The sequence below is a fragment of the Salinisphaera japonica YTM-1 genome (assembly GCF_003788585.1).
GTDB classification, from domain to species: domain Bacteria; phylum Pseudomonadota; class Gammaproteobacteria; order Nevskiales; family Salinisphaeraceae; genus Salinisphaera; species Salinisphaera japonica.
On record NZ_AYKG01000068.1, the window covers coordinates 12,063 to 34,401 of the forward strand.

General features: G+C 62.7%; 23 protein-coding genes and 1 tRNA gene. 9 read left to right on the forward strand and 15 right to left on the reverse strand.

The window, feature by feature from the left end:
- Position 1 precedes the first annotated feature (1 nt).
- From SAJA_RS14205 to SAJA_RS14240, 9 genes are all read right to left on the reverse strand, one after another.
- On the reverse strand, positions 2 to 1,057 hold the full coding sequence (locus SAJA_RS14205; protein ID WP_123659336.1) for a RodZ domain-containing protein: 1,056 nt from the start codon (positions 1,055 to 1,057) through the stop codon (positions 2 to 4).
- Entirely contained in the window at positions 1,054 to 1,818 is a 765-nt protein-coding gene (locus SAJA_RS14210; RefSeq protein ID WP_123659337.1) for a tetratricopeptide repeat protein, read from the reverse strand. The genes SAJA_RS14205 and SAJA_RS14210 overlap by 4 nt, the downstream gene beginning before the upstream one ends.
- Positions 1,815 to 2,996 (reverse strand): dual-specificity RNA methyltransferase RlmN, encoded by a 1,182-nt coding sequence (gene rlmN / locus SAJA_RS14215; protein WP_123659338.1) that lies wholly within the window; start codon positions 2,994 to 2,996, stop codon positions 1,815 to 1,817. Before rlmN ends, SAJA_RS14210 begins: the two co-directional genes overlap by 4 nt.
- Before the next feature lie 36 nt (positions 2,997 to 3,032).
- The gene (ndk, locus tag SAJA_RS14220; RefSeq protein ID WP_123659339.1) at positions 3,033 to 3,455 is read right to left on the reverse strand and encodes a nucleoside-diphosphate kinase; all 423 of its coding nucleotides are present in this window, start codon (positions 3,453 to 3,455) and stop codon (positions 3,033 to 3,035) included.
- A 378-nt stretch (positions 3,456 to 3,833) separates the two neighbouring features.
- Entirely contained in the window at positions 3,834 to 4,193 is a 360-nt protein-coding gene (locus SAJA_RS14225) for a HesB/IscA family protein (protein WP_342777556.1), read from the reverse strand.
- Between the two features lie 4 nt (positions 4,194 to 4,197).
- Positions 4,198 to 4,566, reverse strand: coding sequence for an iron-sulfur cluster assembly scaffold protein (locus SAJA_RS15570; RefSeq protein WP_342777557.1), 369 nt, complete (start codon positions 4,564 to 4,566; stop codon positions 4,198 to 4,200).
- Positions 4,563 to 5,759, reverse strand: a complete 1,197-nt coding sequence (locus tag SAJA_RS14230; RefSeq protein ID WP_123659340.1) for a cysteine desulfurase family protein — start codon at positions 5,757 to 5,759, stop codon at positions 4,563 to 4,565. Before SAJA_RS14230 ends, SAJA_RS15570 begins: the two co-directional genes overlap by 4 nt.
- Entirely contained in the window at positions 5,759 to 6,487 is a 729-nt protein-coding gene (cysE, locus tag SAJA_RS14235; protein ID WP_123659415.1) for a serine O-acetyltransferase, read from the reverse strand. Before cysE ends, SAJA_RS14230 begins: the two co-directional genes overlap by 1 nt.
- A gap of 147 nt (positions 6,488 to 6,634) precedes the next feature.
- Positions 6,635 to 7,423, reverse strand: coding sequence for an RNA methyltransferase (locus SAJA_RS14240; RefSeq protein WP_123659341.1), 789 nt, complete (start codon positions 7,421 to 7,423; stop codon positions 6,635 to 6,637).
- A gap of 70 nt (positions 7,424 to 7,493) precedes the next feature.
- On the opposite strand from SAJA_RS14240, the gene SAJA_RS14245 reads away from it, so the two are divergent.
- On the forward strand, positions 7,494 to 8,285 hold the full coding sequence (locus SAJA_RS14245; RefSeq protein WP_123659342.1) for an inositol monophosphatase family protein: 792 nt from the start codon (positions 7,494 to 7,496) through the stop codon (positions 8,283 to 8,285).
- A 70-nt stretch (positions 8,286 to 8,355) separates the two neighbouring features.
- Positions 8,356 to 8,985, forward strand: coding sequence for a DJ-1/PfpI family protein (locus tag SAJA_RS14250; RefSeq protein WP_123659343.1), 630 nt, complete (start codon positions 8,356 to 8,358; stop codon positions 8,983 to 8,985).
- Here the strand turns inward: SAJA_RS14250 and SAJA_RS15625 are convergent.
- The 5 genes from SAJA_RS15625 to tgt all read right to left on the reverse strand — a co-directional run bounded on the left by SAJA_RS15625 (position 8,961) and on the right by tgt (position 13,887).
- A complete protein-coding gene (locus tag SAJA_RS15625; RefSeq protein ID WP_123659344.1) occupies positions 8,961 to 9,395 on the reverse strand; it encodes a GFA family protein in 435 nt (144 codons plus the stop codon). The genes SAJA_RS14250 and SAJA_RS15625 overlap by 25 nt on opposite strands.
- Positions 9,396 to 9,400: 5 nt before the next feature.
- Positions 9,401 to 10,345 carry a protein translocase subunit SecF gene (secF, locus tag SAJA_RS14260; protein WP_123659345.1) on the reverse strand — a complete coding sequence of 315 codons (945 nt, stop codon included), beginning with the start codon at positions 10,343 to 10,345 and terminating at the stop codon, positions 9,401 to 9,403.
- Positions 10,346 to 10,358: 13 nt separating this feature from the next.
- Positions 10,359 to 12,209 (reverse strand): protein translocase subunit SecD, encoded by a 1,851-nt coding sequence (secD, locus tag SAJA_RS14265; protein ID WP_123659346.1) that lies wholly within the window; start codon positions 12,207 to 12,209, stop codon positions 10,359 to 10,361.
- A gap of 61 nt (positions 12,210 to 12,270) precedes the next feature.
- A complete protein-coding gene (gene yajC / locus SAJA_RS14270) occupies positions 12,271 to 12,600 on the reverse strand; it encodes a preprotein translocase subunit YajC (RefSeq protein WP_123659347.1) in 330 nt (109 codons plus the stop codon).
- A 153-nt stretch (positions 12,601 to 12,753) separates the two neighbouring features.
- Positions 12,754 to 13,887 carry a tRNA guanosine(34) transglycosylase Tgt gene (gene tgt, locus SAJA_RS14275; protein WP_123659348.1) on the reverse strand — a complete coding sequence of 378 codons (1,134 nt, stop codon included), beginning with the start codon at positions 13,885 to 13,887 and terminating at the stop codon, positions 12,754 to 12,756.
- 150 nt (positions 13,888 to 14,037) lie between these two features.
- On the opposite strand from tgt, the gene dacB reads away from it, so the two are divergent.
- The 3 genes from dacB (at position 14,038) to SAJA_RS14290 (ending at position 17,055) form a co-directional block, all read left to right on the forward strand.
- Positions 14,038 to 15,516 carry a D-alanyl-D-alanine carboxypeptidase/D-alanyl-D-alanine endopeptidase gene (gene dacB / locus SAJA_RS14280; RefSeq protein ID WP_184999915.1) on the forward strand — a complete coding sequence of 493 codons (1,479 nt, stop codon included), beginning with the start codon at positions 14,038 to 14,040 and terminating at the stop codon, positions 15,514 to 15,516.
- 82 nt (positions 15,517 to 15,598) lie between these two features.
- A tRNA-Leu gene (locus tag SAJA_RS14285) sits at positions 15,599 to 15,685 on the forward strand.
- 167 nt (positions 15,686 to 15,852) lie between these two features.
- Positions 15,853 to 17,055 (forward strand): tyrosine-type recombinase/integrase, encoded by a 1,203-nt coding sequence (locus SAJA_RS14290; RefSeq protein ID WP_123659350.1) that lies wholly within the window; start codon positions 15,853 to 15,855, stop codon positions 17,053 to 17,055.
- Between the two features lie 252 nt (positions 17,056 to 17,307).
- Here the strand turns inward: SAJA_RS14290 and SAJA_RS14295 are convergent, their stop codons facing one another.
- Complete coding sequence (locus SAJA_RS14295) at positions 17,308 to 18,261, reverse strand: IS481 family transposase (protein ID WP_123659351.1); 954 nt, start codon at positions 18,259 to 18,261, stop codon at positions 17,308 to 17,310.
- Positions 18,262 to 18,683: 422 nt separating this feature from the next.
- Between SAJA_RS14295 and SAJA_RS14300 the strand changes: the two genes are divergently transcribed.
- The 4 genes from SAJA_RS14300 to SAJA_RS14315 all read left to right on the forward strand — a co-directional run bounded on the left by SAJA_RS14300 (position 18,684) and on the right by SAJA_RS14315 (position 22,333).
- On the forward strand, positions 18,684 to 19,439 hold the full coding sequence (locus tag SAJA_RS14300; RefSeq protein ID WP_123659352.1) for an ATP-binding protein: 756 nt from the start codon (positions 18,684 to 18,686) through the stop codon (positions 19,437 to 19,439).
- A 118-nt stretch (positions 19,440 to 19,557) separates the two neighbouring features.
- Positions 19,558 to 19,773 carry an AlpA family transcriptional regulator gene (locus SAJA_RS14305; protein ID WP_123659353.1) on the forward strand — a complete coding sequence of 72 codons (216 nt, stop codon included), beginning with the start codon at positions 19,558 to 19,560 and terminating at the stop codon, positions 19,771 to 19,773.
- Positions 19,774 to 19,808: 35 nt separating this feature from the next.
- Positions 19,809 to 20,624 carry a ParA family protein gene (locus tag SAJA_RS14310; protein ID WP_123659354.1) on the forward strand — a complete coding sequence of 272 codons (816 nt, stop codon included), beginning with the start codon at positions 19,809 to 19,811 and terminating at the stop codon, positions 20,622 to 20,624.
- Positions 20,621 to 22,333 carry a ParB family protein gene (locus SAJA_RS14315; protein ID WP_123659355.1) on the forward strand — a complete coding sequence of 571 codons (1,713 nt, stop codon included), beginning with the start codon at positions 20,621 to 20,623 and terminating at the stop codon, positions 22,331 to 22,333. Before SAJA_RS14310 ends, SAJA_RS14315 begins: the two co-directional genes overlap by 4 nt.
- Positions 22,334 to 22,339 lie beyond the last annotated feature (6 nt).

The following is a 22,339-nucleotide window of genomic DNA, read 5'->3' on the forward strand; positions in this document are numbered from 1 at the left end:
GCTATTGGTCTTGTGGGGCGCCGGTGTCGCTGCCGTCATCTCGCGCGGCGACCTCGATATTGGCCACGCTCGAGCCGTTGGTCAGGGCCGCTACATCGACCGGGGTGCCACCGATGGATACGTTCACACCGGGGGCAAAGCCCAGGCGGATCTGATACGGCGCCTTGCCTTCATAGGTCTCGGTCTGGCCGGCCTCGATGATGCCCGAGGCCAGACGATTGCCATTGGCGTCGGTCACACGCACCCAGGAGCGCTTGTCGAACGACAGCTCGAGCCGATTGGCCGGCACGTCTGGCGTGTTTTTGTTGCCCGGCCTGTCGCCCTGGCCGTTCTCACCCGCCTGATTCGGCGGCTGAATACCAAGCGATTGATTGACGTTGCGCCCGCTGGTGGTTTCACCCGTGCGGGCCACTGGGGCCTCATCACCCGGGCCGGCGGCACCGGCCGTGTTCGAGGCCGACTCGCCGGTCACCGGTGGCGTCTGGCCGGCCGTATCGCTTGAACTGTCGGCGGACTCGTCGGCGGTCGGTGCCGCCGTGGTGGCCGTGGTGGCCGTGGCGACCGGCTGGTCGTTATCGTCGGCTGTATCGCTACCCGGCGAAACGAGCAGCATGATGGCCACCGCGGCCACGACGATAACCAGAACGAGCAGCAGCCAGCCGAAGCGCGAGCCGCCCGGTGTGACGTCCGAGGTGATGATATTGACGTTGCTGACCGAGCCGGGTGAAGTCTTTTCCGGCTCACCTGCCCAGGCCGAGTAAGCCTTGGAGATCCGGTCCGGGTCGATATCCAGCACCTTGGCACACTGGCGATAATAGCCACGCGCGAAGACCGGCTGCGACAGCGCCTGGAAATCGTTGTCTTCCAGTGCGTTGATGCTTTTTGGGCCCAGCTTGGTCTGGGCACAGAGATCTTCCACGCTGTAGTCGTGGGCAAGGCGTGCCTCGCGCAACATCTCGCCCGGTGAGACCGAGCTGGCCTTGTTTTCGGACAAACCCGTGGTGGCCGGTGTTTCCGGGCCCACGGGCTGGCTCTGTTCGTCTTCGGGTGCCGTCATGGGCGCGCTTGCTCCAGTTCGCTGCTCGATCGCGGGGCTGCAGATACTGCGTCGTCATAGCGCGTCATGTAGGCGCTGGCAGCAGCCGGATCACCGAGCGCCTTTTCGATACGTGCCGCCAACCTTAGCTGATCGGGTGCCAGTGGCGTGGCGCTGTCGGCCCTCTCAGTAAAGGCCCGCGCTCTCATGTAATCGCGCTCATGGTATGCGATCTTGGCCATCTGCGTCAGGGCCGTGGTCTGATCGGCATTGGCTTCAAGAGCACGCCGAAAATAGTCCGCGGCGCGCTTACGCTTGTTGGCACGCGCCAGGCACAACCCGGCATTGGCTAACGTATCGGCGCGATCCACCGCGTTATCGGAGGCCAGCGCACGGCGAAACATCTCGATACCGCGCTCGGGCTGGTCATGACGGCACAGGAACGCGGCATAGCTGTTATAGACCGCCGGCACGTCACGAACCGCCAGCGCATGCTCGAAGTATCGCTGGGCCGAATGCACGGCGTTGGTACGGTCGCTGATCACCGCCATGCCCCAGTTCGCCGTGAAGTTATCGTCGTCGTAGGACAACGCCCGCTTGAAGGCGGTTCGTGCCCGATCATTATCGCCGCGTCGCAAGTGCTCGGCACCGATATCGGCCGTGGCCTCCGCAGCATTCGCGCGATCCACCGAAGGTCCGGCCGCGCAGCCCGCCAGCCCGACGCCTGCGAGGAGAACCGAGACCAGTGTTAGCGCAACAGGCAGACCGGCTGATCGGCTCATGCACGCTCGGCCGGCTTGCCCTCAACACGAATCGGCACGTCACGAAAATGACGTTTCTGCCGGCTTTTGACACGGCCGACCAGTTGGCCACACGCGGCATCGATATCGTCACCGCGGGTGCGGCGCACCGTTGTGCGCAAGCCGCCGGCATGCAGGCGGTCCTGGAACGCTTTGATATCTGCTTCGGCCGGACGCTCGTAGCCCGAGCCATCAAACGGATTAAACGGAATTAGATTGATTTTTGCGCGGCGATTGGACAACAGCTTGACCAACGCCTTGGCATGCTCTGGCCGGTCGTTAACGCCGGCCAACAACACGTATTCATAGACCACGTGGGCGCGGCGTTCCTTGTTCTCGACGTAGCGATCACAGGCGCCCATCAGCGCTTCGAGCGGGTACTTGCGATTGATCGGCACCAGCTCATCGCGCAGGGCGTCGGTCGGCGCGTGCAACGAGACGGCCAGCGCAACATCGACTTCTTCGCGCAGCCGGTCCATGAACGGCACCATGCCGCTGGTCGACACGGTGACCCGTCGCTTGGACAGGCCAAAGCCATAGTCGTCCAACAGGATACGAATCGCCGGAATGACCTCGCGGTAATTGGCCAGCGGCTCGCCCATGCCCATGAACACGATATTCGACAGCGCCCGATTGCCGTGCACCTGGCCCTGTGCACGGAGGTCGTGCTCGGCCATCCAGACCTGACCGATGATCTCGGCCGTGGTCAGATTGCGGTTGAGACCCTGCTTGCCGGTTGCACAGAACGAACAATCCAGCGCACAGCCGATCTGTGAGGAGATACACAGCGTGGCGCGATCAGCCTCGGGAATATAGACCGCCTCGATCGCGTTATCGGGATCAAGGTCTTCGGTGACCGCCAGCAACCACTTGCGGGTGCCGTCACGGCTGGCCTGCTCACGGATACGTGTGGGCGGCTGGATCGTGGCGATTTCGGGCAGACGCTCGCGCAGTTTTTTCGACAGATCGGTCATCTGGTCGAACTGCGTCACGCCGCGGGCATAGATCCATTGCATGACCTGCTTGGCCCGGAACGCGGATTCGCCATGCGCCTTGAAGAAGGACGACATGGCGTCGCGATCCAGCCCGAACAGGTTCGTGCGCGTGCCCGCCTTGGGCTCGACGTGCTGTCGGGTGTCTGGCTCTACGACATCACTCATGACGTCCTCCTGGGTTGGCGCGCCGGTCGGCGCGCCTTAGCGCGGGCAGACGCCGTCGTCGCCGAAGAAGAATTCGATCTCGTTGGCCGCGGTCTCGGCGGCGTCCGAGCCGTGCACGGCGTTGGCGTCGATGGATTCGGCGAAGTCAGCACGGATGGTGCCGGCTTCGGCTTCGGCGGGGTTGGTGGCCCCCATCAGATCACGGTTCTTGGTAATCGCGTTCTCGCCTTCCAGCACCTGAACCATCACCGGGCCGGAGATCATGAACGACACCAGTTCGTTGAAGAAACCGCGCTCGGAGTGCACGGCATAGAACTGCTCGGCCTGCTCGCGCGACAGATGCATCATGCGAGCACCGACGATCTGCAGGCCAGCGTCTTCGAAACGACGATAGATCTCGCCGATCTTGTTCTTGGCGACGGCATCGGGCTTGATGATGGAAAGAGTGCGCTCGGCCATGGTTACTCCAGACAACAATAAACAGACGGCCACGACGATCGTGACCAAACCGCTATTGTATCTTGACGGGCAACCCCGTGGGTAGCCGAGGGGCTGTTGCCGTTTCGTACGAGCGCCGCGTTGGAGCCCAAAATCCGGCCAGGCAAGGCGCAAGCCGCGGCTCTGGCTGTGCCACGATCAAGGTGAGCCAGCGGCATGGCCAGATTTCGGGCCCAACCCTTCGGGACAAGCGCCCGTAGATTAACGACACGTTGGCAATACAGCGTTCTAGCCCACTGCGCGACAGTGACTGCGCGGCGCGGGCTACGCCTCGTCTTGCCACAAAACAGCGCTTGGCGCGGACTCGCACAGAACGGCAACAGCCCCTCGGGCCTGCAATCAGACCGTGAACGACTCGCCACAGCCGCAGGCGTTCTTGGCCTTGGGGTTGTCGAAACGAAACATACGGTTCAGCCCTTCCGAGCGGAAATCCACCGTGGTGCCGGCCAGAACGTCCATATGCTTGCGGGCCACAATCACCTTGGCGCCGTGGCCTTCGTACACATCGTCTTCGTCGTGCACCTCGTCGGCATAGTCCATGGTGTACATATAGCCCGAACAGCCGGATTTACGAACGCCGACCCGCAGGCCGAGCCCGTGGCCGCGTTTGTCCAGCTGATGCTTGATTCGCTCAGCCGCTGCTTCGGTCACCGATAGCAAGGGCGTGTCGCTCATCGCGGTTTCGCTTGTCTGACTCATAACACTATCGTCCCAGATTCGACGCGGCCGTGGCCAACGCATCGATTACGAGTATGCCGATATGACGCTCGCTGGCCGCCAGATCAAGCGCTGCGGCGACGTCGCCCGGTTTGATCCGGGCCGTGACCTCGATACCGTCTCGCTCGACCTGCTCGCACAGCCAGTCGGCTGCCGCGATCACGGCCGGTGGCCCGTAGGCCCAAAATCGTGCCCTGTAACTGTGGGCGCACACGGGTTGTACAAGGAGCCGACACCAGGCGTCGGCCCCAGGTGTCTGCTGCACGCTCTCATTGTGCCATTGATCGATGTCACTATCGGCCGCGGCATGGGCCGGCGTCAAGAATCGATCGATGACAGCATTGCGGCTACTCATGCCGGCCTGCCGGCCAGGGCGCGCAGCCGCGCTGTTTCTTCGGCCACACGAACCACCACCCGATCGACAGTGGCCTCGTCGATACCGGGCCCGAGCGTCAATCGCAGGCTGGCCGCCGCGGCGTCAACGCGACGCCCCATCGCGCGCAGCACGTAGGATGAGGCACCACGGGCCGCGCTACAGGCCGAGCCACCGGATAGCGCGATATTCGGCTGGCCATGGGCCAGGCCCGTGCGAATCGCCTCGCCGTGGACACCGGCGATGCTCACGTTCACGAACGGGGCCGCACCGATGGCGGCCGGCGGATGATTACGCGTCACCCCGTCGATACACGACAATCCGTGCCAGAGCCGCTCGCCCAGTCGGCGATAGCTGGCCTGCGTGGTTTCACGCTCGGCATCGGCGCCGGCAGCTGCCGCGCCAAAGGCGGCGATCTGGTGGGTGGGCAATGTGCCGGCGCGTCGGCCTTGTTGCTGGCCGCCGCCGATGATCTGCGGCGCCAGCCCCACGCGGGGGCGGCGCCGCACGTACAACGCGCCAATACCCGGCGGGCCACCGATCTTGTGTGCCGACATTGACACCAAGGCGATCGGCGTTGTCGATACATCAATGGCAAGCCGCGTGAGCGACTGGGCCGCATCGATATGCAGTGCCACGTCGTGTGCCTGACAAAGCGCGGCGATACGCGCCACGTCGTGCACAAGTCCGGTCTCGTTGTTGACGTGCATCAACGAGACCAGATCACAGGGCTGGGCCAGCGCCGCCTCGAGCGCGTCGAGATCGATACGTCCCTGCGTATCGACGGCCAGCCAGAACACATCGACGCCCTGCTGTTCCAGCGCCTTGAGCGTATCGCGCGTTGCCGAATGCTCGGTGACACAGCTGATGATTCGTACCGGCCGGCCGGTCGAGGCGCCCCGCTCGGCGAAGGCGGCCACGCCGCGCAGCGCGAGATTGGTGGCCTCGGTCGCCCCGGACGTCCAGACGATCTCATCCGCCTGTGCGCCGACGACATCGGCCAGCTGCGCCGCCGCCGTGGTGATCCGGGCGGCAGCCGCCTGACCTGGACCGTGCGGCGACGACGGGTTACCCAGCGGCGCGGCCAGACAAGCCTGAAGACAGTCGCGGGCGTCGGCTCGCATGGGCGTGGTCGCCGCATGATCGAGATAGATCGCTGTCGTATCGGCGCTCATTACGCGTCTTCGGTTTCGCGCTCGGCCCCCTGCTCGATCCCGGCGGCGCGCACCAGACGTTCCAACTCGTCCTGGCGGCGCTCCAGGGTATCGATATGGTCGAGCATGGCATCGATACCACGGGCGACCGGATCGGGCATGTTCTCGGCCACGCCGTACGTGGCAAACCCGATCCGATCAGCGGTTTCGCGCCGACGATCCTCGGGCTTGCCGTCCTTGCACTTGACCAGCTTGGCCGGCACACCAACCGCCGTGCAGCCGGCCGGCACCTCCTTGACCACCACGGCGTTCGAGCCGACCCGCGCGCCCTGGCCCACCGTAAACGGGCCCAGCACCTTGGCGCCCGCGCCAACGACCACATCATCAGCCAGCGTGGGGTGACGTTTGCCGGGGTTCCAGCTGGTGCCGCCGAGTGTCACACCTTGATAGATCGTGCAGTCGTCGCCGATCACCGTGGTTTCGCCGATGGTCACGCCAAAGCCGTGATCGATGAAAAAACGCCGCCCGATACGGGCCCCGGGATGGATCTCGATACCGGTCACCCAGCGCGAGAAATGCGAAATCACCCGGGCCAGCCACTTCAGCCGGGTGTTCCAGCAGCGATGCGCCAGGCGATGCCACCAGATGGCGTGTAGCCCGGGATAGGTGAATATGACTTCCCAAACGCTCCGCGCAGCCGGATCGCGTTCGAAGATGGCGTGCAGGTCTTCCTTGAGCCGAGCGAACATGCAGGTCCCCAGCGCACCGTCTTGCAGTGCCGTGGCGGCCGGGCCGTGGCCGGGCCGATGATGAAACATTGATCGTCTATGTCAGGCCGAAAACATCACGATCAAGATACCAGCCGCAACACGACCGGCGTGCGCCCGCGCCGGGCCTCAATCATCCGACGCCTGGCGGGCCCGCCGATTGGCGCTACCGCGCGGATCCAGCGAGCGCAGCGCGCCGCGCAGGATATTGGTCTCGACACGATCGGGTGCCGCCCGGTAAAACAGCCGGCGCAGGCGCGTCATCAGCAGCATCGGCTCGTTCGGGTCGAGAAAGCCAGAGGCCTCGAGCACGCCCTGGAGCTGGCCGAACAGGCCTTCCATATCCGCGCCGGTGACCGGCTCATGGCTCGGCGTGGGCGCGATCGCAGCACCCGCCGCCACGCGCAGCTCGTAAGCGACCACCTGAACCGCCGCGGCCAGGTTCAACGAGCTGTAATCCGGATTGGCCGGAATCTGCAGATGCAACTGGCAACGCTCCAGCTCGGCGTTGTTCAGGCCCGCGCGCTCGCGCCCGAACACGATCGCCGCCGGGCCGTCGACGCTTGCCGCCACCGCTCGCCCCGCCGCTGCACGCACGTCGACTAGCGGCCATTCGGTGCGCCGCGAGCGCGCACTGGTGGCAATAGCCAGCACCGTATCGGCCAGCGCCTCCTCCAGTGTCGCCACCACGCGGGCGCCGCTTAGAATATCCTCCGCGCCCGAAGCACGTGACGTGGCCTCGGGATCGGGATAGCGCTCGGGGGCGACCAGCACCAGATCGGCCAGCCCCATCACCTTCATCGCCCGAGCGGCCGCCCCGATATTGCCGGGGTGTTGCGCCCCGACCAGCACGATACGCAGGCGGGCCAGACGATCGGGCCCGCAATCCTCGGGAAGCAGATGAGACGAATCGGCCATGACGGTAACGCACGGATTCGGGAACACGGCCGGCAATGGTAAACTAGCCGTCTTTTAGGCGCTGCCCTGCATGCAACCACTGACCAATATCGCGGTGACCGCCGCGCGCCGTGCCGGCGACGTGATCCTGTCTTATTACCGTCGTGGTGAGACCGGCGAAATTGCGCGCAAGGGCGATAACGATTTCGTCACCGAGGCCGATCACAAGGCCGAGGCCGTCATCATGGACGTGATCGAGCGCAACTACCCCGATCACGCGTTTCTGGCCGAGGAATCGGGCACGATCGGTGAGTCCGATACCGTCTGGATCATCGACCCCATCGACGGCACCACGAACTTCATCCGTGGCATTCCGCATTTCTGTGTCTCGATCGCCTGCCAGGTCAAGGGCGTGGTCGAGCACGCGGTGATCTACGACCCGGTCAAGGACGAGCTGTTCACGGCCGATCGCGGTGCGGGTGCCACACTGGACGGTCGCCGGCTGCGGGTGTCCAAGACCACGCGCCTGCGCGATGCCACGCTCTCCAGCGGCTTTGCCTATCGCCGGCGCGAAGACATCGCGCGTCATATGCCGCTGTACAACCGCCTGGTGTCGGCCTCGGGCGCGATGCGCGGCATGGGCTCGGCCGCGCTTGACCTGGCCTATGTTGCCAGCGGCCGCCTGGACGGTTTCTGGGAATTCGGCCTCGGGCCATGGGACATGGCAGCCGGCGCGCTGATGGTGCGCGCGGCCGGCGGTATCGCCAGCGACGCGCGCGATAACGATATCAACCCGCTGGAGACCGGCAACATCGTGGCCGCCAACCCCAAGATCTACCCGCAGCTGCTGGACAAGATCGCCAAGACGCCAAACGGCGGCTGATAACAAGGCGAGTTTCACCGGCCGACAGAAAGCCGGCACGCTGAATGCTTCGATTCAACCCGGAGCCGTCATGCGCGTCGGCTTTCTTGTTTTTGATGATCTGGAAGAACTCGATCTGCTCGGCGCCTGGGAATTGTTCGGCGTCTGGGCCGATTTCAACGACGGCCCGAGCGAGCGCCTGCTGATCGGCGAACACGCCGGCCCGGTGCGTTGTGCCAAAGGCCTGCAGCTTCTCGCCGACGTGTCACTCGCCGACGGCGGAGCCCTGGACGTGCTCATCGTTCCGGGCGGCTGGGGCACGCGCGCGGCGGCCCTTCGCCCTGCGATCACGGATTTCGTGGCCCACCAGGCCAGGCAGGCCGATGTACTGGCGGTGTGTACCGGCGCATTCGTGCTCGCGGCTGCCGGCCTGCTGTCAGGCCGATCTGCGACCACACATTTCGCATCGCTCGACCGACTCCGCGCGCTTGGCGACGTTGATGTTCTGGAAGCACGCTATGTGCAGGCGGGCAGCATCTGGACGTCCGCCGGGATTTCTGCCGGCATGGATATGACTCTGGCCTATATCGCCCACAAAAGCGGCGACACGCGCGCGGGCGACATACAGCGCTGGGCCGAATATTATCCAGAGACACGACGCTACGGCGGCCAGGCCTTGCACCGCGACATGCCGGCCTATGTCAGCGAGACTAGGGGCTGACTAAAGGCGCCGTAGCGCGGCAAGCCATCGTCTATCGATAACCAGGCAAGCTTTTCGGCCACGAAGGCTTGGCACGTCGGCATGTATCGGTCTGGCGTGCTCATCACGCCAATATAGAAATAAAGCCGATTTGATAGGCGCCGATCCTGGTAGGCCACGGGCGTGCCGCAGTCAGGACAGAACAAGCGTGACACGCTTGGCGTTGCCTGATGCGCGACCGGTCTCGCGCCGTCTGCAAAAGTCAGGCTGGATTCGGCAAAACCGACGAATATCGTCACTGGCGCAGCGGTCGCCCGACGACAATCGTCGCAATGGCAATACGACACGCTCGTCGGGTTCTCTACGCATGTCCAACTGATACGCCCACAACGACACGCCCCGGCGTGTCTTGTTATGGGCGATTCGGGCATCGCGCTTAGCGCGTGACGCGCGCGGCTTTTTCGGCGTCTTCTTCCTTGGGCGGGAAGAGATCGTGGGCATCGATATTCAGCAGCAATGCCAGCGCGCTCGCCACGAAGATAGACGAGTAGGTGCCGGTGACGATCCCCACGAGCAGCGCCGCGGCAAAGCCATGTATCACCGGTCCGCCGAGGAAGAACAGCGCCAGCAGGGTGAGAATCGTGGTGCCCGAGGTCATCAAGGTACGCGACAGCGTCTGGTTGACCGCGGCGTTGACCACTTCCTTGGGTGTGGCCTTGCGCATGCGCCGGAAATTCTCGCGGATACGGTCATAGACCACGATCGTGTCGTTGAGCGAGTAGCCCAGCACGGCCAACAGCGCGGCCAGCACGGTCAGATCGAAGTCCATATGCGTGAACGAGAACACGCCCAGGGTGATGACGATATCGTGTACGAGCGCGGCCACCGCCCCGGCCGAAAGCTTCCAGTGAAAGCGCACGATGACGTAAATCAGAATAGCGATGACGGTATAAAGCAGCGCCAGACCGCCCTTGTTCACGAGGTTCTGGCCGACCTGTGGGCCGATGAACTCCACGCTCTGCAATGCCGCACCCGGCGGCCCAGCGCCGAGTGCGGCCATGACGTTGTCGCCGATGGCTGCACTTTCTTTCTCGCCGTCTGCGGCCGGCAGTCGGATCAGCGCGGTGTCGGCACTGCCGAAATGCTGAACGGTGCGCTCGGTATAGCCGGCGTCATCCAGCGCGCCGCGCACGTCGTTAAGCTCGACCTCCTGCGGATAAGCCACATGAACGACTACGCCGCCGGTGAAATCGATGCCGAAAGTCAGCTTGCCCACCAGCAACGAGCCGATGCTGGCCAGCAGCACGACGGCCGAGACGATCACCGCGTACCGCCCCAGCGCTACGAAATCGATCGAGGTATTGGACTTGATCAGACGCATAGTCGGATATCCCTTAGATCGAGATCTTCTTGAGCCGGGCTTTGCGGCCATAGATCAGGTTGGCCACGGCGCGGGTGCCCATGATGGCGGTAAACATCGAGGTCACGATGCCCAGAGAGAGCGTGATGGCAAAGCCCTTGATCGGCCCACTGCCAAAGCCGAAAAGCATGAGAGCGGCGATCAGGGTGGTGATATTGGCATCGAAGATCGAGGTGAAGGCCTTGTCGTAGCCTTGCTTGATCGCCGATTGGGGCGCACTCCCGGCGTCGAGCTCTTCGCGTATGCGCTCAAAGATGAGCACGTTGGCATCCACCGCCATGCCGATGGTCAGCACGATGCCAGCGATACCGGGCAGCGTGAGCGTGGCCTGAAGCAACGACAGCGCCGCTACCACCAGCACCAGATTCATCAGCAATGCCGCATCGGCAATAATGCCGAATAAGCGGTAATAGATCGCCATGAAAAGCACGACGACCAGAAAGCCGACGATGACCGCGTTACGGCCCTGTGCGATGTTGTCGGCACCCAGGCTCGGCCCGATCGTGCGTTCCTGCACGATATTGACCGGTGCCGCCAGTGCGCCCGCACGGAGCAGCAGCGCCAGGTCATGAGCCTCACCCTGCGCCAGGCCAGTGGTCTGGAACCGTTTGCCGAAAGCGCTCTGAATATTGGCTATACTGATCACGCGCTCGTCAGTCGTCGGGCGGCTGATCTTCTTGCCGTCCTCGTAGCTGGTCTCGTACCGGGTTTCGGTATAGAGCACGGCCATCGGGTCGCCGACGTGCGATGACGTCACGTCGTACATATTGCTGGCGGCCTGGCCGTCCAGCGTGACAAACACCGCCGGCTGGTTACTCTGCTGGTCGAAACCGGCCGAGGCATCGACCAGCTGATCGCCCGAGGCGATGACATCGGCCTGCAAGAGAATCGGCTGGCCGTCATCGGTCTTGAACAGTTCGCTGTCGCTGGGCACGTTACCCGTGCTCTCGGCCTGCTGCGCGTCGTGCGCCTGATCGACCAGGCGGTATTCGAGCGTGGCTGTCTTGCCCAACAGACGCTTGGCCTGGGCGGTGTCCTGCACGCCGGGCAGCTCGACCACGATCTGATCCTGGCCCTGGCGCTGCACCAATGGCTCGGCCACGCCCAACTCGTTGACACGATTACGCAACGTCGTGAGGTTCTGCTCCAGCGCGAAAGCCCGAATCTCTTGCGCACGAGCGTCACTGAGCGTGGCCACCAGCGTATCGGCCTCGGTGCCCGGCTTGAATTCGAGATTGGCAAACTGGCTCGGCAAGGCGTCCTCCGCCGCCGAACGCGCAGCGTCCGTGGGGAAGATCACGCGCACGCTGTCGCCGTCCTGATAGGCCCGGCTATAGCGGATATCGTTATTGCGTAGATAAGCCGGCACATCACGCGCGTAGCGCTCGTAGGTGTTGTCAAACACCGCGTCCATATCGACCTGGAGGAGGAAGTGCACCCCGCCCCGCAGATCCAGGCCCAGCGACATCGGCTCGGCGCCGATGGCCCGCAGCCAGCCCGGCGTGGAGGGCGCCAGGTTCAACGCCACCGTATAGTCGTCGCCGAGCTTGCGCTTGAGCGCGCCGGCCGCCGCCAGCTGTGCTTCGGTGCCGGAAAAACGGGCCAGCAGCCGATTATCCTCCAGACGCACGCTCGTGGCCGCCAGATCGTCGTTGCCGAGAATCGTCTCGACCCGGTCAACGAGCGCTGGGCTCGTGGTCTGATTATCCGCTGCCGAGACCTGCACGGCCGGCTGCTCGCCAAACACGTTGGGCAAGGCATACAACAGCCCGACGACCAGCACGACGAGCAATAACAGATACTTCCACAGCGGATAACGGTTCATGACGCCCCGTTGGGATAACGATGAAACAATGAATCAGACACGACGCGCGACCGGAGCCGGCTTACAGCGCGTCGAGCGTGCCCTTGGGTACGACGCTGGTGACCGAGGATTTCTGTACCCGCACTTCCGTGCCCTGGGCGATCTCGACCACAAGGAAATTCTCGCCGACTTCGCGGATGCGTCCGGCCAGCCCGCCGGCAGTGACGATTTCGCTACCCTTGTCCAGCGATTCCAGCAGCTTCTTGTGCTCTTTCTGACGCTTCATCTGCGGGCGGATGATCATGAAATACATGAACACGAAGAACACAGCGACCATCAGCACGGTTGGGATGATGCTGCCGCCCTGGCCGCCGCCGCCCTGTGCGTAGGCGTTGGAAATCAGAAAATCCATCTTGTCTGCCCTTCAGAATAAATCGTGGCGAGATCCACGAGATTGATCGAAAAAAGACGTCATCGAGTGTCAAGTGGCAACGACCATGCAAGCCATGCTGCTACGGGCCTCGAATCGAGCGCCACAGTATGCCACAGGCCCAAAGCCGGCCCGCTACGCCCAGCCGCCATGTGCTGCCTGAGGCGTGCCCGCGCCCTCGGCGCCGGTGAAGAAATCCCGCTGAAAGCCTGCGTAGTCGCCGGCCTCGATCGCGGCCCGGATACGGGCCATCAAGCGCTGGTAATACGCCAGGTTATGCCAGGTGTTGAGCCGTGCGCCCAGGATCTCGCCGCAGCGATGCAAGTGATGCAGGTAGGCCCGGCTATAGTGCGTACAGGTGTAGCAATCACAGGCCGTATCGAGCGGACCGGTGTCGAACTTGTGTACGGCGTTCTTGATCTTGACGATCCCGGCGTGGGTGAACAGATAGCCGTTGCGGGCGTTACGCGTGGGCATTACGCAGTCGAACATGTCGATGCCATAGCCCACCGCGGCCACCAGGTCGGCTGGCGTGCCCACCCCCATGAGATATCGGGGGGCATCGTTCGGCGTCAACGGCAGGATGTTATCCAGCACCGCGGCCTTGTCGTCCCAGCCTTCGCCGACCGACACGCCGCCGATGGCATAGCCGTCGAAGCCGATATCCACCAGGGCTGCCATCGATTCGGCCCGCAGATCCGGATAAATGCTGCCCTGGTTAATACCGAACAGCTTGTTGCCCGAGTCACCGTGCGCGGCGCGACAGCGCGCGGCCCAGCGCATGGACAGCTGCATGGAGGCCGCGGCCTGGTCCTTGGCAACCGGAAAATCGGTGCACTCGTCCAGGCACATCACGATGTCCGAGTTCAAGGAATGCTGCACCGCGATCGAACGCTCGGGGGTGAGAAACCACTTGGCCCCGTCGAGCGGCGAGGCAAACGCCACGCCTTCTTCGGTGAGCTTTCGCATCTCGGCCAGACTCCAGACCTGAAAACCGCCGGAGTCGGTGAGAATTGGGCCGTGCCACTGCATGAAGTCATGCAGCCCGCCGTGCGCGTCGATGATATCGGTGCCGGGACGCAGCATCAGGTGATACGTATTGCCCAGCACGATCTCCGCGCCCAGACCGGCGACCTCTTCGGGCGTCATGCCCTTCACGGTGCCGTAAGTACCCACGGGCATGAAGGCCGGTGTCTCGACCGTGCCGTGCGGCAGATGCACACGACCGCGCCGCGCATTGCCCGACGCGCGAATGGATTCATAGATCATGGGCGCGGAGTGTAGAGCGTGGCCTGCGCGGCGTCGATGCAAACTCGCACCGTGTGCCCGTACGCTAGACTAAACCCGCCTGCTTATTCGCTGACCAGAGTGATGTTGTCAATGCTCGATCGTGTCGTGTTCGTCTTATCGCGCTCTTTCATGCCCGGCCGCGTTGCGCGCGCGGCCAGCCTGGCCTTGTGTCTGGGCGCCGGTGGTAGCGCGCTGGCCGCACCGATGGCGCTTTCCAACCTGGCCTCGCTGAATCGTCATGCCCAGGTCAGCGCATTCGTGATGAAACTCTCGGATCGCTCGGTGATCGCCGAACTCAACGCCAACCAGCGGCTGCGCCCGGCCTCGGCCAGCAAGCTCTATGCCGCCTCGGCCGCGCTGCAGCAGTTCGGCCCGGATCATCGCTTCACGTCGCGTTTCACCAGTCAGGCGCCCATCGCCGGCAGTACGCTCAACGGGGATCTGGTCTTCGTTGGCGGCGGGGACCCGGCGCTGGATACGCCCGCACTGCGTACGCTCGTCGCACGCCTGTCCGGGCGTGGTATCAGCACGATCACCGGCGATCTGGTCATCGATGACGGCCTGTTCGGCCCGGTGCCCTGTCTGACAACGGATCGATGCTCGGCCCAGCGACGGTCTTCGCATGCCTACAGCGCACCGCTATCGGCGGCCGGCGTGAATTTCGGCACCGTGAACGTCACGCTCTATCCCGGCGAGTCGCCCGACCAGAACAGCCGCGTGGTGTTGCAACCGGCCGAGCTGCCGGGCTATCGCATCGATAACCGCGTGGATACCGTGGCTCGTGGCGGCAATGCCGGCGTATCGGCGTGGCGTACTTATGAGTCCGGCGTGTCGACTCTGCATCTGCGTGGCAACCTGCCGGTCGGCTACGGCGCCTACGATTTCCAGCGGGGTGTGACCGGTCCGGCACAGGAGACCGCCAACATGCTGGCCACGCTGCTGCGCGAGGCCGGTATCCGTGTCCAGGGCGCCGTGCGCACCCAGAGTACGGATTACGACAGCCACGGCGCGCTGCTGGCCCGGATCGAAAGCGATACGCTGGCCGAGCAGCTCATTCCGATGCTGGCCTACTCCAACAACTACATGGCCGATACCTTGACCCTGGATGTCGCGGCGGACAGTGGCTACAACCTCCCGTTGACCCTGCCACGCGCCTCCCAGGCGCTCGAAGCCTTGGCCGATCGGGCCGATGCCTTTGCCTACGGCTCGGCCGGCAACGGCTCGGACGCGGCCTTCACGAGCGGCAGCGGCCTGTCGTTGGACAACAATATATCGGCCCGCGATCTCGTTGCCCTGCTGGACTATATGTATCACCAGGACGCGTTGTTTCCGGCCTTCTACGGTGCGATCCCGGTGCCGCTATCGGCGCCGTCGCGCACGCTCAAACGCGGCAATTTCGACTTCCAGACCCGTATCGTGGCCAAGACCGGCACGCTGTCCGAGCCTGTGACGGTGCGCGCGCTGGCCGGCTATCTGCGCCTGTCCGACGGCGGTTTCGCCGCCTTTGGCATTCTGATCAACGGCACGAAAGATGACCCGGCGTTGACCTATCAACAGACCGTGACCGCTTATCAGCATGATCTGGAGGCTATTCTGGCCGCCTACTGATCGTCTCGGGCAAGCCGTTTCAAGCGTTGCCCCAGGCAAGCCTTGCGACAGCGCGCACGATGGGTATACTGCGCGCTGTCGCGCCCGGGTGGCGGAACTGGTAGACGCGTCGGATTCAAAATCCGATTCTGGTGACAGAGTGCGAGTTCGAGTCTCGCCCCGGGCACCATCAACACCTCCAAGGACGTCCATAATCGTCCAAAATCAAGCCCGAATCCAAGCGATTACGGGCTTTTTTAATGCGCCAAGTTCCAGAGGAGTCTATTGCCATCCGGGGGTATCTGGGGGTATTTTTGGGGGTACCAGATTGAAGACCGCTTAGAGATACCCCCAGCCATGGTCCTCACCGCCGTCCAGGTTAAACAAGCCAAGCCCCGCAAGAAGCAATACAAGCTTTCGGATAGCGGCGGGCTTTATCTGCTCGTCAGACCCAATGGCGGCAGATACTGGCGATTGAAATATCGCTTTCACGGAAGAGAAAAAACACTCGCTTTCGGCACCGCGGAGGACCTCTCGTTAGCCGACGCCCGCTCGAAACGAGACGAGGCGCGCAAGCAGCTCATCGATGGCAACGATCCAATGGAGCTTAAGCGGCGGGCCCAGGAAACAGCCAAGGCCCGTCAGGCAAATGCATTCGAAACGATTGCCCGCGAATGGCACGAGCACAAACGTCCAAGATGGAGTGAAAAACACGCCACGAAGGTTATACGCTCGATCGAGAATGATGTTTTCCCGGCGCTTGGCAGCCGACCTGTGGCCGAGATCACTCCGCCAGAGGTACTGCGGGTAATCCGCACAATCGAGGAACGCGATGCTCTGGATTACTCCCATCGCGTTCTGCAGCGCATCGGCATGGTGTTCCGATATGCCATTGTCACGGGCAAGGCGACCTATAATCCCGCTTCGGATCTCAAGGGTGCATTGAAAACCCGTAAGGCGCGACACCATGCCGCGCTATCTCGCGATGAACTACCTGCATTTCTGCAGGGCCTCGATACCTATGATGGGCATGTAATCACACGATACGGCCTACAGCTCATTGCTTTGACCTTCCTACGTACCGGCGAGCTACGCGCTGCTCGGTGGACAGAGATCGATATCGAGCGCGCTGAATGGCGCATACCGGCCGAACGCATGAAGCTCGGCGATGAACATATCGTGCCGCTGTCCGAGCAGGCCATAAAAGTATTCGAAACGTTAAGCGAAATCACCGGCCGATATGAGTATATCTTTACCGGCCGGAACAGTACGTTGCGCCCCATGAGCGAGAATACGCTGCTCTACGCACTATATCGCATGGGCTATAAGCGCCAAACGACGGTTCACGGCTTTAGAGCGACCGCCTCGACCATTCTTAATGAGAGCGGATTCAACCGAGACGCGATAGAACGCCAACTCGCACATGCGGAGGGCAATAAAGTCCGCGCCGCATACCATAGATCCGAATATCTGGAGGAGCGCCGTCAGATGATGCAGTGGTGGGCTGATTACCTCGACGATTTGAAACAACGCTCCAAGGTCACGCGGCTTCGCGCTTAGCGCATGCTGAGCTAACGCAACAACAGGTCCCTTGGTTAGGAGGATTAGATCAGCCATGACGCCACCATAACGATATTTGAACCGTTCAGCCTGACAGGCAAGCTCGAGCTATTCTCAAAATCCGGATAGGGGGCGCCATAGCGCCCCCTATCCGGATTTGGCGTTGGACTAATATTGACGCCGTTCGATGCCCATCCTTTTATCCGCTCAGCCAAGTCCACAGGTTTGATTTACCTGTCCGGGGAAGCTGAGCTAGCTGTGTAAACCCACCAGATTGTTCACAGACAGCCCGAGTCGGCTAATCGGTGGCTGGTGATCCAAGCTGGCATGCGGTCGGTGCCAGTTGTAGTCGTGCAGCCAGTAGGGCAGAACCGCCGCGCGTTGCGCGGCGTTTTTGTAGGTATGCGCATACGCCCATTCGTGCAGCGCCGTCTGGATCAATCGCTCGGCCTTGCCGTTGGTACGCGGCCGATAGGCACGCGTGCGCCGGTGCTTGAGCCCGAGGCGCCGACAGACTTTGGCAAATCGGCGTGAGTGATAGCAGGCGCCATTGTCGGTCAGCACAGCCGAGAAGCGCACGCCCAAGCCTCGGTAATAGCGCAGCGCGGCGATCAACGCTTGCCTGGCGCTGGTCGCTTTTTCGTTGGGCCAGATCGTGGCGTGTGCGACCCGGCTGTGGTCGTCGATGGCGACGTGGACATAATCCCAGCCCGCATGGCGTGAACGACCGGCCTGCCGGTCGCCGGTGACGCGATGTCCGGGCCGATCAAAGCGTCCGAGTTTCTTGATGTCCAAATGCAACAGGTCGCCCGGCGCGTCGTGCTCGTAGCGGGCAGCCGGCTGGCGGGGCTCGAGCGCCGCCAGGCGGTTGAGTCCGACCGAACGCAGCACGCGTGAAATCGTGCTGACCGGCACGCTGGTGGCCCGGCTGATCTGCGGGTAGATGTGCCGTTGACGCCGCAGCGCGATGATCTGTTCACGCCGATGTGCCGATAACTGATGGGGACAGCGCCGGGGGCGGCAGCTGCGATCAAACAGAGCGGCCTCACCGTCCAAGCGATAGCGGCGCAGCCACTTGTAGGCGGTGCGGGCACTCACGCCCATAGCCTGGGCAGCGTCGATCGGGTGCATGCCCTGATCGAGTACGCGCTCGACAAGCAGCACTCGACCTCGAAACGTGAGTCGCGCATTATTGTGCGTGTTCATCCGGGTCGCTCCTTTGGCTTCAGGATTTGAGCACCCATCAGCTTCAGGGACAGTGGCTCGGATGAACAATCTACTGAGAGGTCACAGCTAGCTGCGGATGTTCCATTCGTATCAACGCACTTCATAGTCCCATTGGGCATGAAACGAGACTGCTCGGGTCTTTATCCGGCCAGCAGGCTAGATCAATACTGCTGAATTATCGTTTCAAGTTATAGCCGAGCGGTCTTATGCGGGCTGGACTTCTTCACTAACCGGCAAACAAGGCTTTTTCATGACAAATGGCGTACAGCTCCATTTGCCCCTCCGATGTCCTTGCTCACATCTCGCTTCTTTAAGTAGATATGGGCTCAACGACATCGACTTCCGCCGCACTGTACGGAGCACAAAACCACTAAGACCCGTCGGCATGGGGAAGATGAGTCATGCCCACGACACCCGAAGAGCCAAGCACCGGACACAAGGTGTTTTACCGTCCAATCGAAGCCGCGCTCCGGTGGAGCGGACTACTGCAATACGAGCAACGGATTCTCGAGCGCATCGGCACGCGGCATCGACCGAAACCCGAGGACTTTCCCGAATGGCCGACCTTGCACCTGAACGCCGAACGCATCGTCGACGCCCTCGCCAACGGTGATCTAGCCTATGGGAAAAACGGCATCACGTACCACGATCCGACGCTGCTCGACTCGCCCGACCTGACCGTTCGCCACGTGGATCTGAAGGCCTGGATGGCCCATTTCTATCCGGCCGAGAAACCCAGCTTTCTGTTCAACGCCGTTGAACGTCGTTTGTGCCCCACCGTCAGCAAAGACACGGTGCAAACCTTACTCGCCGATCGGGAGGCTTTGAAAATCCGCTTGGCCGACCAAGCGAAAGTCTCGGAACGGCTCCAGATCCAGCTCGATACGCTTCGCCAAGCACATGAAGCCGACGCAAGACAAGCCAAACAGGCTCAGGAGCCCAGCCCGCGTAGTGAGTCGGCCTACCTGAATATCATCGCCGGCTTTCTCACCTTATTACTCGGGAATTCACCGGCCGGCCGACCCTACTCGAGCTTTAACACGCAAGAGGCTGTGATCAGCGCCATGATCGCGCACCACGGCGACCAACTCGGCATATCCCAAAGCACGCTAGAGAACAAATTCGCCCAGGCAAAGCGGCATTTGCGGGCTGATTGAAGCGCACTTACCCCATTTGGGGTCGGCGACACCCCATTTACGGTTTTCTTTGCCGCCGAGATCTATTGAATAGGGATCACGTCCTAACAAGGCCAAGGCGCCTCAAGGAGTGATCTCCATGTCCGAATCAACTGCATCTACCGCTTCTGCCGAGCGTCGCATCCTGCGGCGTCCCGAGGTCGAGGCCAAAACCGGCTTCAAGCGGGCCCATATCTACAACCTCATCAAACAAGGCCGATTTCCCAAGCCCATGCGCCTTGGCGTGCGCGCCGTCGGCTGGGATTCGCTCGAAATCGAGGCGTGGATCGCCGAACGGCTTAACGAGCGCGTCTGATATTGCTCCGTCCGAGAGCTTCGAGAGGCACCGCTATGCATATGATCGCCATCGCCTCCAGCAAAGGCGGGGTCGGCAAGACGACCTTGACCGCCAATCTGGGCGGATTTCTAGCGCTTGCAGGTTATCGCGTCCTCATGGTCGATGCGGATATCCAGCCCACGCTGAGTTCGTATTACCCGTTCGATTATCATGCGGCCAGCGGGCTCTACGATGTCGTCACCGCGGGGACGATAGAGACGGCGATCAGCCGCACGAGCCTACCCAACCTGGATATCGTTATCTCGGACGATCCGGAGGGACGGCTTGAAAACTGGATCCTGCACACCCCCGATGGCCGAATCCGGCTGCGCCGTGCGCTCGCCAATGTCGATTACGACTTTGTCCTGATCGATACGCAAGGCGCGATCGGTCCGTTGCAGGATATCGGTGTACTCGCCGGCGATCTCCTGCTCTCGCCGATTCCGCCGGAAATCCTGAGTGCGCGGGAGTTCGCCCGCGGCACCCTGTCCATGCTGGAGCGTTTGCGGCCCATGCACATGCTGGGTGCGCCCGTCGGGCCCCTGTACGGGCTGTGCTATCGCATGGACCGCACGGTCGATGCCCGCCTGGTGGCGGACACGCTGCGGCAATCGACGTTTGCAGAAAGTCGGGGTGATATCTCGATCCTCGATACCGTGGTACCGGCCACAGTGGCCTACCGCGAAGCCGCCAGTGCCCAAGTCCCAGTCCATGTCTGGGAGCCTCACCGTCGCGCTGGCACCGCACCGGCCGGGCTGGAGACCATGACGGCGCTCGTTCGCGAGCTGCTACCGCGAGTCGGCACGGCATCGGCGGGAGGTCGGCCATGAGTCGCAAGCGCCCCACCGCGGACCAGATGGACCAATTATTGTCACAGCCTCATTTTCGGCGCGACGACCCGAAAGCCAGCACCGATCCGTCCCATGCGCCGGTCACGACGACGCCGATGTTGGTCGACGTCGACCAGATCGTGCCGTACGACCGTAATCCGCGCCGCAGCCCGAACGATAAGCGCGAGAAGCTCAAGGCTTACATCCGAGAAACCGGATTCAACCAGGTTCTGACGATTACGCAACGTCCCGACACCGACCAACCCGGGTTGTACATGATCGGCGTCGGCGGCAACACGCGGTTGCTCATTATCCAGGAACTTTGGCACGAGACGGGCGACGCGCGTTTCGAGCAGGTGTGGTGTCAATTCCAGCCCTGGACCGGCGAGACCCAGACGCTGGTGGCCCATATCCAGGACAACGATCTCCGCGGTGACCTGACCTTCATCGATCGCGCGATCGCGGTCCAGGAATTAAGAGCGATGCTCAAGGCCGAGTCTGGCGAGTCATTGTCGCAGCGGGCCCTACGCGATCGACTCAATGCGCTGGGCTATCAGATCGGCCGGACCATGATCGGCTGGTACGACTATACGGTCGACACCCTGTATCCGCTGATTCCGACCGTACTGCAAGCCGGTATGGGGCGGACGACGATCGCCAAGATCCACGAACTGCAGCGGGCCTTTGCCAAGGCCTGGGCGTCGTTAGAACTCGGCGACGCCGACGAAGCCCATAGTCTGTTCGAGCAAACGCTACAGCGTCATGACGGCGACATGCTGGATCTCGACGCCCTGCGGCGGGATCTCGAGGAAGAACTGTCCATCAGTGCGGACTGCGACATGCAACGCGCCAGTCTCGAGTTTGGGGGCGCCTTGTATGGGCGTTCGGATTCCAAAGTTGAGGCGGCGCCGACGTCGAATGCGACCGATCAACCGACCGAAGGCGAGTCATCGAACGGATCCACGACAGCGCCCGCCAACGAGACTGAGTCAACACCGTCGACAGACACCGGGTCGTCGCCAAATCAAACCGCATCGGCGACGACCCAGTCCACGGATCCCACCGACGCGAACGATCACAAGCGCTCTGCCCCGCCGGCGTCGACAGGGGGTACGGCGGAAAAAAAGCCGGCCGAGGACGCCGCTTCACAGAGCGGCAACGCCGCGACACGTTCGGTGGAAGGGTCATCCGGTACGGATGCTCTGCCCCACGATCTCAAGTCGCTACGCGCCCGGACATGGACGCTGGCCAGCCGTATTGCGCAGGGCTCGCGGCTCGGGGACGTGGTGCAGCCGCTCCAAACGGGTCTCGGATTCCTGGTGGGCCCGATTCCCGTCGAGGTTCAGCAATCCTGGCATCCCGACATCGGTCGCAGCGCCATGTGCGTCTGGTGGCACCTGGCCACATTGGCCGAGCAATTCGCCCGTCACGGGCGGGCCTGCGAGGTCATGCCGACGGGTTGGACCAATCGGCCCATCGGCCAAGCCATGCGCCAGGCCCGTGACGGACAGCAACCATTTTCACGCTGGCAGTGGGAACAAGCCGATCGCGATCTGTTCGCGGACGTGCCGCCGCTTGAGCCCAACGATATGGGCCCGGTGCTCTATCAAAGCTGGCCCGACCAACGTTGGGCCGATTGGATCCAACTCGTCGACACCTATCGGGAGATTTATCGCGCCACCGACGAGACGCCTTGGGGGGAACAGTAATGCAGA